Annotated in this window: 11 protein-coding genes; 3 read left to right on the top strand and 8 right to left on the bottom strand. The window is 70.7% G+C overall.

Translation table 11 applies throughout. The annotated features are described in order from the left end of the window. Positions 1-2: 2 nt before the first annotated feature. From NQ151_RS04360 to rsmA, 5 genes are all read right to left on the bottom strand, one after another. Positions 3-293 carry a DUF427 domain-containing protein gene (locus tag NQ151_RS04360; RefSeq protein ID WP_257527115.1) on the bottom strand — a complete coding sequence of 97 codons (291 nt, stop codon included), beginning with the start codon at positions 291-293 and terminating at the stop codon, positions 3-5. A gap of 65 nt (positions 294-358) precedes the next feature. Continuing rightward, positions 359-1,681, bottom strand: a complete 1,323-nt coding sequence (locus NQ151_RS04365) for a GNAT family N-acetyltransferase (RefSeq protein WP_257527116.1) — start codon at positions 1,679-1,681, stop codon at positions 359-361. A gap of 15 nt (positions 1,682-1,696) precedes the next feature. After that, entirely contained in the window at positions 1,697-2,629 is a 933-nt protein-coding gene (locus NQ151_RS04370; RefSeq protein WP_257508425.1) for a 4-(cytidine 5'-diphospho)-2-C-methyl-D-erythritol kinase, read from the bottom strand. Continuing rightward, positions 2,626-3,690 carry an aldo/keto reductase gene (locus NQ151_RS04375; RefSeq protein ID WP_285169134.1) on the bottom strand — a complete coding sequence of 355 codons (1,065 nt, stop codon included), beginning with the start codon at positions 3,688-3,690 and terminating at the stop codon, positions 2,626-2,628. Before NQ151_RS04375 ends, NQ151_RS04370 begins: the two co-directional genes overlap by 4 nt. Before the next feature lie 10 nt (positions 3,691-3,700). Beyond that, the gene (gene rsmA, locus NQ151_RS04380) at positions 3,701-4,555 is read right to left on the bottom strand and encodes a 16S rRNA (adenine(1518)-N(6)/adenine(1519)-N(6))-dimethyltransferase RsmA (RefSeq protein WP_257508424.1); all 855 of its coding nucleotides are present in this window, start codon (positions 4,553-4,555) and stop codon (positions 3,701-3,703) included. Between the two features lie 195 nt (positions 4,556-4,750). Here rsmA and NQ151_RS04385 point away from each other — a divergent pair, with 195 nt between their 5' ends. The 3 genes from NQ151_RS04385 to NQ151_RS04395 are packed head-to-tail and all read left to right on the top strand — an operon-like array spanning position 4,751 to position 9,188. Then, positions 4,751-6,457 (top strand): glycosyltransferase family 2 protein, encoded by a 1,707-nt coding sequence (locus tag NQ151_RS04385; RefSeq protein ID WP_257527117.1) that lies wholly within the window; start codon positions 4,751-4,753, stop codon positions 6,455-6,457. Continuing rightward, positions 6,454-7,185 (top strand): efflux RND transporter periplasmic adaptor subunit, encoded by a 732-nt coding sequence (locus tag NQ151_RS04390; RefSeq protein WP_257527118.1) that lies wholly within the window; start codon positions 6,454-6,456, stop codon positions 7,183-7,185. Before NQ151_RS04385 ends, NQ151_RS04390 begins: the two co-directional genes overlap by 4 nt. Next, positions 7,182-9,188, top strand: a complete 2,007-nt coding sequence (locus NQ151_RS04395) for a glycosyl hydrolase (protein ID WP_257527120.1) — start codon at positions 7,182-7,184, stop codon at positions 9,186-9,188. The genes NQ151_RS04390 and NQ151_RS04395 overlap by 4 nt, the downstream gene beginning before the upstream one ends. Here the strand turns inward: NQ151_RS04395 and NQ151_RS04400 are convergent. From NQ151_RS04400 to NQ151_RS04410, 3 genes are all read right to left on the bottom strand, one after another. Further along, positions 9,167-10,048 carry a TatD family hydrolase gene (locus NQ151_RS04400; protein ID WP_257527121.1) on the bottom strand — a complete coding sequence of 294 codons (882 nt, stop codon included), beginning with the start codon at positions 10,046-10,048 and terminating at the stop codon, positions 9,167-9,169. The genes NQ151_RS04395 and NQ151_RS04400 overlap by 22 nt on opposite strands. Then, positions 10,045-11,622 (bottom strand): methionine--tRNA ligase, encoded by a 1,578-nt coding sequence (metG, locus tag NQ151_RS04405; protein ID WP_257527122.1) that lies wholly within the window; start codon positions 11,620-11,622, stop codon positions 10,045-10,047. Before metG ends, NQ151_RS04400 begins: the two co-directional genes overlap by 4 nt. 200 nt (positions 11,623-11,822) lie before the next feature. Further along, positions 11,823-12,869: a LacI family DNA-binding transcriptional regulator gene (locus NQ151_RS04410; RefSeq protein ID WP_502883553.1), complete on the bottom strand. Its 1,047-nt coding sequence runs from the start codon at positions 12,867-12,869 to the stop codon at positions 11,823-11,825. Positions 12,870-12,933: the final 64 nt, after the last annotated feature.

The raw sequence follows: 12,933 nt of genomic DNA on the forward strand, positions 1-12,933 counted from the left end.
GCTCAGCGCCCGACCTGAACGTCCTGCCAGAACGCGACGTAGCCGGAGAAGTCTTTGCCGACCCGGTCGATCGCGCTCGGCAGCGGGTCCGGGTAGGCGAACGCGTTGTCGGTGTGCCCATCGACGGTGTAGTACTGGCAATTGCCCTTCCACGCGCAGGTGTAGGGAGTGGGGCTCTTCTCCAGCAGCTCCCACGCGACCGAGTCGGGCGGGAAGTACCAATTCCCCTCGATGCTGATGAGGTCGTCCTCGTCCGCCTCGGCGATCACGGTGTCACCCAGTCGTGCTCTCATCGCGCCTCCTTCCGTCGGTGGGGGTCCAGGCTAGCCGGAGCCTCGGACAGCGTGAACCCCGCTGCTCAGTACCAAATACTCAGCCGCGGGGCGACGTGCCAGCCGAACGTGCGTGCGGCGGCGGCGGCATCCGTCGTGTGCACCCAGCCCGCCCGCGCGAGGGTCGCGATCGACACTCCGCCGAGGTAGGCGGCCGACAGCTCGCGGATCCCCAGTGCGAGCGGCACGGCGTCTGCGGGGGCGTCGCCGTCCAGCGCCGACACGGTAGCGCGGCCGTCGGCGCGGACGTCGAGCAGGTAGCGGCCGGCAGCGATGTCCAGCGGGTCGGAGACCTCCAGCGCGAACCGGCCCGGGGCGCCGTAGGAGCGGGCGCTCAGCGTCTCAGGAACGTCGAGGATGCGCACGTACTGGTGATCGCGCAGCGTGACGGTGGCAGCGCGCTGATCGTCGATCATCCACAGCAGCGGCTCGTCGACGGACTGCTCGTGCGCCTTCACCGTGGACACGAGGTCCAGTTCGAGAAGGAACCGCCACAGCGCGGCGTACGCGTCGTCGGTGACCGCCAGCAGATACACGACGCTCACGGCCGCCTTGGTGAAGTCGTCGTCGTTTCCCGCGACGGTGTACACGGCCAGTCCGCTGACCTCGCCATCGGCATCGGCGTACTGCAGCGCGCGGAGCTTGCCGGCCTCCTTGGCATCGGGGCGGGTTCCGGCGATGTTGTCCCAGTGTCCGAGCGGGACGTCGATCTCGCCCGGCGACGACAACCGTGCGCGTTCGTGCAGCACCGGCGCCAGTTGCCGCATCCTCGCGCGCGGGATGAAGTCGACGCGCCCGGTGGGGTGCGGGCCGACCCAGCGGGCGCGTTTGGTCTCGATCGTCCACGAGCTCGACGCCGCGGCGGGCGCGAATCCATAGCGGCCGTACAGCGTCGACTCGCTGACGGTGAGCATGGCCATCGGCACTCCTGCGGCAGCGGCACCGCGCAGCTCGCCCTCGAGCATCGCCCGGGCGATGCCGCGCCGGCGGTGCGTCGGCGAGACGGTGACCGAGGTGATGGCGCAGGAGGGGATGCCCCGGCCGCCCGGCACGGACAGCTCACCGATCCATGACGCGGCGGTCGCGACGGGGAGCTCGGCCATCGGGCCGGCGGAGTCGTAGACGCCCGTCAGGCGCCGATAGGCGGTGCTTTCCCGGTTGACCGTGATCTGCTCGTCGTCGCGCTCACCGTCCTGGAACCCGCGGGCCAGTGCCTGCAGCCACGCGTCGTACGCGGGACCGTCGTGCGAGAGGGTGCGATAGTCCAGGTTGCGCGCCGCGAGCGTCTGCTGCGAGCCGGTGTCGACGGGAGCCGCCTTCCACGCGGCGTTGGTCACGGAATCGATCATCCCCCCATTGTGCCGTCAGCCCACGACACGGGCTCCGGGGACCGGCCCGTGGACGGTCAGCGCATCGAACCCGGCCGCCGCCAGAGTCACCCGCAGATCCAGTGCGGCGGTGGCGTCGGCGGCGAGGAAGGCCACCGTGGGACCCGAACCGGACACGATCCCCGCCAGTGCCCCGTTGTCGCAGCCCAGGTCGCGCAGCGCCGCCAGCTCGGGGCGCAGCGAGAACGCGGCATCCTGCAGGTCGTTGCGCACGGCCGCGGCAACGGCCGCCGCGTCACCGGTGCGCAGCGCGTGCAGAACGGCGGGCTCGACATCGGGCACGCCTCGGGGCGGTGCGATGTCGGTGGCGCTGTGCTCGCGCAGTCGGTCGAGTTCGCGGTAGACCTCGGGTGTTGACAGGCCGGCCGACGTCGTCACGATCACCCAGTCCAGGCGGCCGCGGGCCAGCGCCGGGCTGAGTTGGTCGCCCCGGCCGGTGCCGACCGCGGTGCCACCCATCAGCGCGAACGGCACGTCGGCGCCCAGGCGGGTGGCCAGACGCTGCATCCGCGCCTGCGACACTCCGCCATCCCACAGCGCGTCGCACGCGACCAGCGCCGCCGCGGCATCGGCCGACCCGCCGCCCATGCCGCCGGCTACCGGGACGGCCTTGTGGATCTCCAGGTGCACGCCCCCGGGGTAGCCGATCTCCTGCGCCAGCAGCCGGGCCGCCCGCACCGCGAGGTTGCGGTCGTCGGTCGGAACGCCCGAGACGTCGACCAGCCCGTCGACGGAGATCGTGAACCCGTCGGCGTGCGTGGCGTAGACGTCTTCGTAGGCGGAGACGGCCTGGTACACCGACGCCACGTCGTGATAGCCGTCGTCCTGCACATCCCCGACCTCGAAGAAGACGTTGATCTTCCCCGGTGCGCGTACGTGCACGCGGTCGCCAGAGGTGGCCAGCGTCACTTGTCCGCCGAGTCCCAGAGACCGACGTCGATGCCGTCCGACAGTGCGTCGATGCGCTCGAGCTCTTCGGTGTCGAAGGCGGGGCCCGAGACCGCGGCGAGGTTCTCGTCCAGCTGCGCGGGGCGGGAGGCGCCGACCAGCGCGGAGGCCACCACACCGTCGCGCAGCACCCACTGCAGCGCCATCTGGGCCAGCGACTGCCCGCGTTCCTTCGCGATGGCATCCAGTCCCAGCAGGCGGCCGCGGGCCGTCTGCGAGACGCTATCGCGCGGCACCGACCAGCGCTCGAGCGAGCGGTCGGCCGCGCCCTCGGAGAGGTACTTGTCCGTCAGCACCCCTTGCGACAGCGGCGAGAACGCGATCGCTCCCATGCCCTCCTGCTGGAGCGCGCCGGTCAGGCCGTCCTCGATCCACCGGTTGACGATGGAGTAGGCGGGCTGGTGGATCGCCAGCGGTGTGCCCAGGCTCCGGGCGATCGCGGCGGCCTCGACGGTGCGGTGTGCGCTGTACGAGGAAATGCCCACGTGCAGCGCCTTACCCTGCTGCACGAGGGTGTGCAGCGCCCCGATCGTGTCCTCCAGCGGCGTGGTGGGGTCGTCGCGGTGCGAATAGAAGATGTCGACGTAGTCGACGTTCATGCGGCGCAGCGACTGCTCGGCGCTGGCCAGGAGGTACTTGCGCGAGCCGCCGTCGCCGTAGGGGCCGGACCACATGTCGTAGCCGGCCTTGGACGAGATGATCAGCTCGTCGCGGTAGCGCGCGAAGTCCTCGCGCATCATGCGGCCGAAGTTCGTCTCGGCCGCGCCGTACGGCGGGCCGTAGTTGTTGGCCAGGTCGAAGTGGGTGATGCCGATGTCGAACGCGTGGCGCAGCACCTCGCGCTGGCGGTCGAACGGGACGTTGTCGCCGAAGTTCCACCACAGTCCGAGCGAGATCGGCGGCAGCCGCAGGCCGGAGGCTCCCACCCGGCGATACTCGACGGATCCGTAGCGATCGGCCGCGGCCGTATACGGCCGGTGCAGGTCGGCGACAGGGGGCTTGGTCCGCGGGGTCTGTGTCACCCCACCCACGCTACTGCGCGAGGGGCGCCGCGCGCGCGATACGCAGGAAGTCCTCGACCACCAATTCCTCGCCGCGGGCGGTCGGCGCCACACCGGCCGCCTCGAGGACGGCGGATGCCTCGGCGGCGCTGCCGCCCAGCACACCGGAGAGGGCTTGGCGCAGCATCTTGCGGCGCTGGCCGAAGGCGGCATCCACGATCGCGAAGGTGCGGCGGCGCTCTTCCTCGGTGCCGCGCGGCTGCGGGTCACGGCGGAAGCCGACCAGCACGCTGTCGACGTTGGGAATCGGCCAGAACACCTGCCGGGACACCGTGCCGGCCAGCCGCCACGGTCCGTACCAGGACGCCTTGACGCTGGGTCCCCCGTAGGCCTTGGTGCCGGGGGATGCCGCCAGGCGCTCCCCCACTTCGGCTTGCACCATCACCACGCCCCGGTTCAGGTGGGCGAAGGTCTCCAGGAAGTGCAGCAGCACCGGAACGCTGATGTTGTAGGGCAGGTTCGCCACGAGCACCTCGGGGTCGCCGGGCAGCTCGACCACCTTCAGCGCATCCGCGTCGACGACCGTCAGCGCGCCGTCGGCGACCTGGTGCGCGGCGGCGGTGACCGGCAGGCGCTCGGCCAACCGGTGATCGATCTCCACGGCGATGACCGTCGCCCCGGTCTCGAGGATCGCCAGCGTCAGCGACCCCAGGCCAGGGCCGATTTCGACGACGCGGTCGCCGGGCTTCACGCCTGCGACCTGCACGATCTTGCGCACCGTGTTGGCGTCGACGACGAAATTCTGACCGAGCTTCTTGGTCGGGGTGACGTCGAGCTCGGCTGCGAGCGCGCGGATCTCTGCCGCGCCGAGGAGGGTCACCGGCATGTATCAACAGTACCGAGGATGCGTACAGCTACTCGTCACCGAGCGTTCACACGGCGGGAACACTCCCGTCTCGCGCGAGGCGCATCATGGACGAACGGTCCGGCTGCCGGGGGGCATGCCGGAATTGGGGTAGGAATCCATGCGCGCCGACGGCGCTGCGGATGGGAGCACCGCCAGTCCATCGGGGGGATCCGAATGGCACGCATTCCATCTACACGTCAGACCAGGCACACCCTGGATCGGCCGAGCCCGAAGGACGGCGGCGAACCGACACCGGTGATGATCCTGCTGGTCGTCGTCGCGACGATCGGGGTGCTGGCCTACGCCGCCTTCCTGCTCGCGCCGGACAGCCGCGGCGATCTGCTGCCCTATCTCATGGTCATCGTGGCCGAGTCGATCCTCGTGCTGCACGCACTGCTGTCGATGTGGACGATCCTCTCCAGCGGGCGCAACCCACGCGACTACGCCGCCCACGACGCCGCCGCCCACCTCATGCCGCGGCTGGCGCGCGGTGACGACACCATTCACCTCCGTGGCGCGCCGGTGGTCGTCGACGTGTTCGTGACGGTCTACGGGGAGGACCTGGAGACCGTGCGCCGAACGGTGGTGGCCGCCCTCGGACTGCAGGGCAGGCATCGCACCTGGGTGCTCGACGACGGCAAGTCCGACGAGGTGCGGGCCATGGCCGCCGAGACGGGCGCCTGGTACGTGCGCCGGCTGAGCTCCCACGGGGCGAAGGCGGGGAACATCAACCACGCCCTGACGCTTGCCAAGGGCGACTTCTTCGCGATCTTCGACGCGGATTTCGTCCCCTCGCCCCGGTTCCTGCTGGAGACGATGCCGATCTTCGTTCACGAGGACGTCGCGTTCGTCCAGACGCCGCAGGTCTACGGCAACCTCGACACCGTCGTGGCGCGCGGTGCGGCGTTCATGCAGACGGTGTTCTACCGGTTCATCCAGCCGGGTCGCAATCGGTTCAACGCGGCGTTCTGCGTCGGCACGAACGTGGTGTTCCGCCGCCGGGCGGTCGACGAGATCGGCGGCATCTACACCGACTCCAAGTCGGAGGACGTGTGGACGGCGTTGCTGCTGCACGAACGCGGGTGGCGTTCGGTCTTCCTCCCCGACGCCCTCGCCGTCGGTGAGGCGCCGGAGACCATCGAGGCCTACAGCAAGCAGCAGCTGCGCTGGGCCACCGGCGGGTTCGAGATCCTGCTGCACCACAACCCGCTCAGCCCGCGGCGCACCCTCACGACCGACCAGCGCATCCAGTACCTGGTGACGGCCACGTTCTACCTCGCCGGGATCTGCCCGTTGCTGCTGCTGCTCGTGCCGCCGCTGGAGATCTATTTCGACCTGCGGCCGATGACGCTGGAGATCACCGTCTTCACCTGGGTGCTGTACTACGCGGGGTTCTACGTCATGCAGATCCTGCTCGCGTGGTTCGCCGTCGGTTCGTTCCGGTGGGAGACCCTCACTCTGGCGACGGTGTCGTTCCCGATCTATTCGAAGGCCCTGTGGAACGCCCTGACCGGCAAGGACGTGGGGTGGCACGTCACCGGGTCGGCGTCGCGCCGGTCGCCCTTCAACTTCATCATCCCGCAGACGCTGTTCTTCCTCTTCCTCGCGCTGACGACGCTCGTCGCCGTCTGGCGTGACATCGACAACGGCGTGCTGACGCTTGCCACCGGCTGGAACGCGACCAACACGCTCATCCTGGGCGCGTTCCTGGTGACCGCGCTGCGCGAGGCCCACGCCCTGAGCCACCCGACGGTGCGGCCCGCACCGCTGCAGATCCCCGCCGCAACGGTGCCGCTCACGGTCGTCGCGCGGCCGCTCCAGCGCCAGCCGGGCCTGCTCGAACCGGAACCGCAACTCGAGCCGGCAGGAGGTGCGCGATGACCTGGTTCAACCGGCTGAAGCTTGCCGGCGGCATCCTGCTCGTCGTTGTCATCGTGATGGCCTGCACCGTCGTGTTCAACCAGCGCCAGCACCGCGCGCTGTCCACCAGCGCGACGATCGTGGCGCAGAACTACCCCGTCGGCACCGACTACGGCGGCATCGTCACCCGGCAGTATGTCGAGGTCGGCGACGACGTCGCCGTGGGAGACCCACTGTTCGACGTGCGCAGCCTGCAGCTGCAGCGCGACATCGCCTCCGGCCAGGTCGCCGACCCGGTGCTTGCGGCGAGCGTCGCCGCCGACGGCACCTCCACGATCGTCGCGACGGTCGACGGGACGGTGCGCGAGGTGGCCGTCCCGCAGGGCGGGTTCGCCCAGGCCGGCAGCGTGCTGGCCACCGTCGACCAGGATGCGTCGCTGTTCGTGGAGGCCGAGTTCCTGCTGTCGGCGCGCGACTACGCCCGCATCACGGAGGGCAGCCACGTCGAACTGCTGCTGCCGAATCAGTCGGTGCTCGGCGGCGATGTCGCCGGCATCGATGTGGAGACCGCCGAGGGGCAAGCGCTGTCGACGCTGCGGATCACGAGCGCCGATCTGTCCCAGCGCGCGGCGACCGGCCTGTTCCAGGCCGGCACTCCCGTGCAGGCCACGCTGCAGTTGCGAGACGACGGCCCGCTCGCCGGTGTCGGCGATGCGCTGCGCGATCTGCTGCAGAAGGTCGGCCTGTGAGCGGCGGGCGGCTGCTGGCCGTGTTGCTGCTCGGGGCCGCCCTCGTGGTGACCGGCTGCACCGCGACCTCTCCGGGCGCGGCCGACCGTGGCTGGACCCGAACGTCGGCCTCTGCCGCGTCGGTCGCATCGTTGCCGGTGGAACAGGTGGCCGAGATCGGCCAGCCGCGCCTCGCCGACGGCGTGATCCCGCCGACCAACCGCTGGTACTCCGGGCTGATCTTCGGCTCGGACCCGCAGCCGGTGTATCCGTTCCCGCTGGCGTTCGCTGCCGCGGGCGACGGCTTCACGGTCGATCTTCCGGCGGTGTCGGCGACGGCGCAGACGGTCGCGGCATCGTTCGCCGGCGGCCTGCAGGTCGCCGTCGACGCGGACCGGTTCGAAGCCGTGCGAGCCGATCCGGTGTCGGTCACGCTGCGCTGGTGGGACGGGGATGCCGAGGTCGGTGACGTGACGATCGCGGAGGGCTCCCCCGTCGTGGGCTTCACGGCGGCACGGGGCACCGCGCTGACCCCGGCTGCCCCGCTGCAACCCGCCGGTGACGGAGTGTGGACGGCGACGACGGACGACACCGCGTTCGGCGTGGTGGCCCCCGGCGCCGACTGGGACGGCGACGCGCTCACGGTGCCCGCCGGGGCGTATGCGCAGTGGTTCGCCCTGCCCGAAGGCGCGGACGTCGCCGACTGGGCGGATGCACTGGACGCGCCGGTCACCGAGGTGCAGGTGGACTCGGGCGCGGACGGCGACCTGTCGTCGACGCGGCTGACCTATGCCGGCACCGACAGCACGGTGGTCGTGCCGTTCCCCGGGCACCGGGTGGAGGCCGGATGCTCGCTCGGCACGTTCCACACCGCGTACGGCGACGCGGTCGCGTGCGCCGACACGGTGCTGGAGTGGTCGGTGCCGACCGTCGCGCCCCGCGCGGCGTTCGACCTCAGCGGGATCGACGACCAGACCCGCGCTGCCATCACGGCGCAGGTCGCGGCGGATCTGGATGCCACCCCGCCGCTGCCCGCCGACACGTACTACGGCGGCAAGGCGCTGGCCCGGCTCGGCGCGCTGCTCACCCTCGCCCGCGAACTGGGGGATGCGGAGCTTTCCGACCGCATCGCCGAGCGGCTGTGGACCGAGTTGGAGCCGTGGAGCGAGGCGGACGGCTGCCTGGTGCGCGACGCGCACTGCTTCGTCTACGACGACGCACTGCGGATGGTCGTGGGCAAGGCGGCGACGTTCGGGGCGGAGGAGGGCAACGACCACCACTTCCACTACGGCTACTTCCTCAGCGCCGCCGCGGCCCTCGTAGCCGCACAGCCGGAGAAGGGCGAGGCCCTCGCGGAGGTGATGGACGCGCTCGCCGCCGACATCGCCGGCGGCGCCGTGGACGACGCCCTGCCACAGCTGCGCGTCTTCGATCCGTATCGCGGTCACTCCTGGGCCTCCGGGCTCTCCCCGTTCGCAGACGGCAACAATCAGGAGTCCAGCTCCGAGGCCGTCGCGGCCTGGAACGGCCTGGCACTGTGGGCGCAGGCCCGCAGCGACGCGCCGCTGGCGGCGACGGCGGCGTGGCTGCTGTCGGCCGAGGTCGCCGCGACCCGTGCCCTCTGGCTCGAGCCGGATCCGAGCACGCTGGCCGAGGGGTTCGCCCACCCCATCGTGTCGCTGACCTGGGGCGGCAAACGCGACTACGCGACCTGGTTCAGCCCGGAGCCGTCGGCGATCCTCGGCATCCAACTGCTGCCGCTCGGGCCGGTCGCGCTGGAGTACCTCGGCGCGGATCCGCAGCGCGTGGCGACGAACGTCGCCCACGCCGGCCCGACCGCGTTCACCGGTCCGCTGGGCGACTACGTGCTGATGTACTCGGCGCTGGCCGGCGACACCGAGCGCACCGCCGCCGCGCAGGCCCTCTCGGCGCTGCCTGCCGACGGCGTCGACGACGGCAATTCGAAGGCGATCATGCTCGCCTGGCTGGCGGCGGCGCAGGCTCAGTCGGTGAAGGAGCCGTAGACGGCGAGGGTGTTGGCAGCCACCTGCGCGCAGAGCTCGTCGAGGTCCATGGCGAGCTCTGCGGCGAGGAACCGCACCGTCGCCGGGATCAGGTACGGGGCGTTGGGGCGACCGCGGTACGGGGTCGGGGTGAGGAACGGTGCGTCGGTTTCCACCAGGATCCGCTCCCGCGGCGTCACCGCGAGCGCATCGCGCAGGTTCTGCGCGTTCTTGAAGGTCACGTTGCCCGCGAACGACAGGTAGTACCCGGCATCGGCGGCGATGCGTGCCATGTCGGCGTCGCCGGAGAAGCAGTGGAACACCGTGCGATCGGGGGCTCCAACCCGGCGGAGGGTCGCCAGGACCTCGTCGTGCGCGTCGCGGTCGTGGATCTGCATCGCGATGCCGTGCTGCTTGGCAAGATCGATGTGCGCCTCGAAGCTCTCGTACTGGGCGGGCAGCCCCGGAGCTTCCGTGCGGAAGAAGTCCAGCCCGGTCTCGCCGATCGCGCGCACCCGCGGCTGCGCCGCGAGTCCGTCGATGACGGCGATCGCCTCGGCCAGCCTGCCCCGCTCGGCATATGCCGGCGCTTCATTCGGGTGGATCGCGACGGCGGCGAGGACGCCGGGATGGCTGGCCGCGGCCCACGCCGACCAGCGGCTGGAGTCGATGTCACCGCCGGCCTGCACGACCCCGATCACGCCGACCTCGGCCGCCCGCGCGAGCTGCTCGTCCAGGCTCAGCGGCTCCGGCCCGTCCTCGATCTCGAGGTGGGCGTGGTTGTCGTACACCGGCACCGCCAGCGGCTCCGGCGCGGGTGGGTAGCTCACGTCGCGGGCACCCTTCTCCCGCTGCCGCACGTACTGGCTGGGGTCGGTCATGCGCTCTGTTCGACGCGCGGGAACAGCGGCGCCAGTCCGCTGACGGAAGCCCCTGCGGGCAGCTGCCCCCAGGCGCCGGCATCGCGGATCGGCTGGTCCTGCAGCGCGCCGAGCGTCCCGGCGGCGCCGAGGGCGTCCCACAGGATGCCGGTGGCGTGCGGCATCACCGGCGACAGCAGCACGGTGAGGGCGCGCAGGCCCTCCGCAGCGGTGTACAGCACCGTGCCCAGTCGCTCCCGCTGTGCTTCGTCCTTGGCCAGTGCCCACGGCTCGTTCTCCGTGATGTACAGGTTCAGCGCGTCCACGATCGTCCAGATCGCGGTGATCGCCTCGTCGGGGCGGAACCGCTCCATGGCGGCATCCGCGGCCGTCGCGGCATCCGCCACCGTCTGCTGGATGCGCAGTTCCGCCGCGGTGACCTCGCCGGCGGGCGGCACGATCGCCTCGAAGTACCGCTCGATCATCGCGACCGTGCGGGAGGCGAGGTTGCCGAAGCCGTTCGCGAGCTCCGCCTGGTAGCGGGCGGACAGGTCCTCCCACGAGAACGAGCCGTCCTGGCCGAATGCGATCGCGGAGAGGAAGTAGAACCGGTACGCGTCGGAGCCGAACACCTCGGTGATCTCGGTGGGAGCGATGCCGGTGAGCTTGGACTTGGACATCTTCTCGCCGCCGACCAGCAGCCAGCCGTGCGCGAAGACGCCCCGCGGCACCTCGAGTCCTGCGGCCATGAGCATGGCGGGCCAGATGACCGCGTGGAAGCGGAGGATGTCCTTGCCCACCACGTGGTACGCCGGCCAGCGGCGCTCGAACTGCTCGGGGTCGCTGCCGTAGCCCACCGCGGTGGCGTAGTTCAGCAGCGCGTCGACCCACACGTAGATGACGTGCGACTGGTCCCACGGCACCTTGATGCCCCAGTCGAATGTCGACCGGGAGATGGAGAGGTCCTTCAGACCGTTCTTGACGAAGGAGATGACTTCGTTGCGCGCCGAGTCGGGGCGCAGGAAGTCGGGGACCGTCTTGTAGAGGTCCAGCAGCTTGTCCTGGAACTCGCTGAGCTTGAAGAAGTAGTTCTTCTCCTGCAGCAGCTCCAGCGGCTTGGAGTGGATCGCGCAGACCTTGAGGCCCTCGAACGCGCCGGTGCCGTCGACGATCTCCGACTCCGGCTTGAACTCCTCGCACCCGACGCAGTACAGCGCCTCATACTCACCGGCGTAGATGTAACCGCGGTCGTAGAGGGTCTGGAAGAAGACCTGCACGTTGCGCTCGTGGCGCTCCTGCGTCGTGCGGATGAAGTCGTCGTTGGCGACGTCGAGCGTGTCCAGCAGCGGGAACCACGACTCGGTGACGAGCTTGTCGACCCACTGCTGCGGCGTGACGCCGTTCGCGGCGGCCGCACGCAGCATCTTCTGGCCGTGCTCGTCGGTGCCGGTGAGCATCCAGGTGTCATCCCCGGCCTGGCGGTGCCAGCGCGCGAGGGTGTCCACCGCCACGGTGGTATAGCCGTGGCCGATGTGGGGCACGTCGCTCGGGTAGTAGATCGGCGTCGTGATGTAAAAGGAACGGCCTGAAGTCACCCGTCGATTCTAGGCGGGGCGCGCTGTGCGCCCGGTGCGCATTACGTCCGGGTCCGGCACGGGCGGGGCCGCGAGGGCCCGGCATCCGTCGCCCGAGATGCGGAGATCTGCCCAGACGAGGACCGGATGCCGCGGAGGGACCGCATTCCGGCAGATCCCCGCATTGCGGCGACGGGCAGAGGGCGGGCGGGCGGGCGGGCTCAGGCGCTGTCGCGCACGATCAGCGTCGTGGGCAGTACCAGGTCCTCGCGCGGGACGCCGTTGATGACGTCGATGAGGATCTCCACCATGGCGCGGCTGATCTCGGCCCACGGCTGGCGCATCGTCGTCAGCGGCGGGTCGTGGGTTTCGGCGAGACCGGAGTCGTCGAAACCGGCCACGGCGAGGTCCTCGGGCACCCCGCGACCGGCGCGGCGGGCGGCGGCGATGGCGCCGACGGCCATGACGTCGGATGCGGCGAAGACCGCGTCGATGTCGGGAGCGCGCTCCAGCAGCCGCGTCATCGCGGCCGCTCCGGCTTCACTGGAGTAGACGTCCTGCTCGACGAGGTCGGGGTCGAACCGGTCGCCCATCTCCTCGCGGAACCCCACGAGTCGGTAGCGGCCACCGGAGGTGTCATTGGGGCCGGTGATGACGGCGATCTTGCGGTAGCCGCGGTCAAGGAGGTGGCGGGTCATCACCCGAGCCGAGCCTGCTTCGTCGACCGAGACGGTGGGCACGTACGCACGGTGACCCAGCGGCACCCCCGTGCACACCGTGGGGATCCCGGCCTCGATGAGTGAGGCCAGCAGCGGGTCGGACTCGTGCGATGAGATGAGCAGTACCCCGTCGACGTGCCCTGCCCGCACGTAGTGCTCGACGTTCGCCCGCTCCGCGGGGGTGTCCGCCACCAGCAGCACCAGGGTCATCGACCGCTGTGCCAGGGCTTCGGTGGCACCGCGCAGCAGCAGCGCGAAGGTGGGGTCGGCGAACAGCAACTGCTGCGGCTCGGTCAGCAGGAACGCCAGCGAATTCGATCTGCCGGTGGCAAGGCTGCGGGCGGCGTGGTTGGCGGTGTACCCGGTCGCCCGGATCGCCCCCTCCACCGCTTCACGCGCATCGGGCGAGACCCAGTGACCGCCGTTGATGACACGCGACACCGTGCCCCGGGACACGCCGGCGGCCGCCGCCACGTCCCGGATCGTCGGGCGCCTGCGCACCTCGTTGGTCTCCCCCACGACGAGTGACTCTACTCCCGACACGCCCATAACCGTGACCGGTCACAGTTCGATAACACCGCCCGCTCCTCCGCCCGGGACGTCGTAGGCTGGA

This window comes from Microbacterium sp. zg-YB36 (assembly GCF_024623575.2).
Taxonomy (GTDB): Bacteria; Actinomycetota; Actinomycetes; order Actinomycetales; family Microbacteriaceae; genus Microbacterium.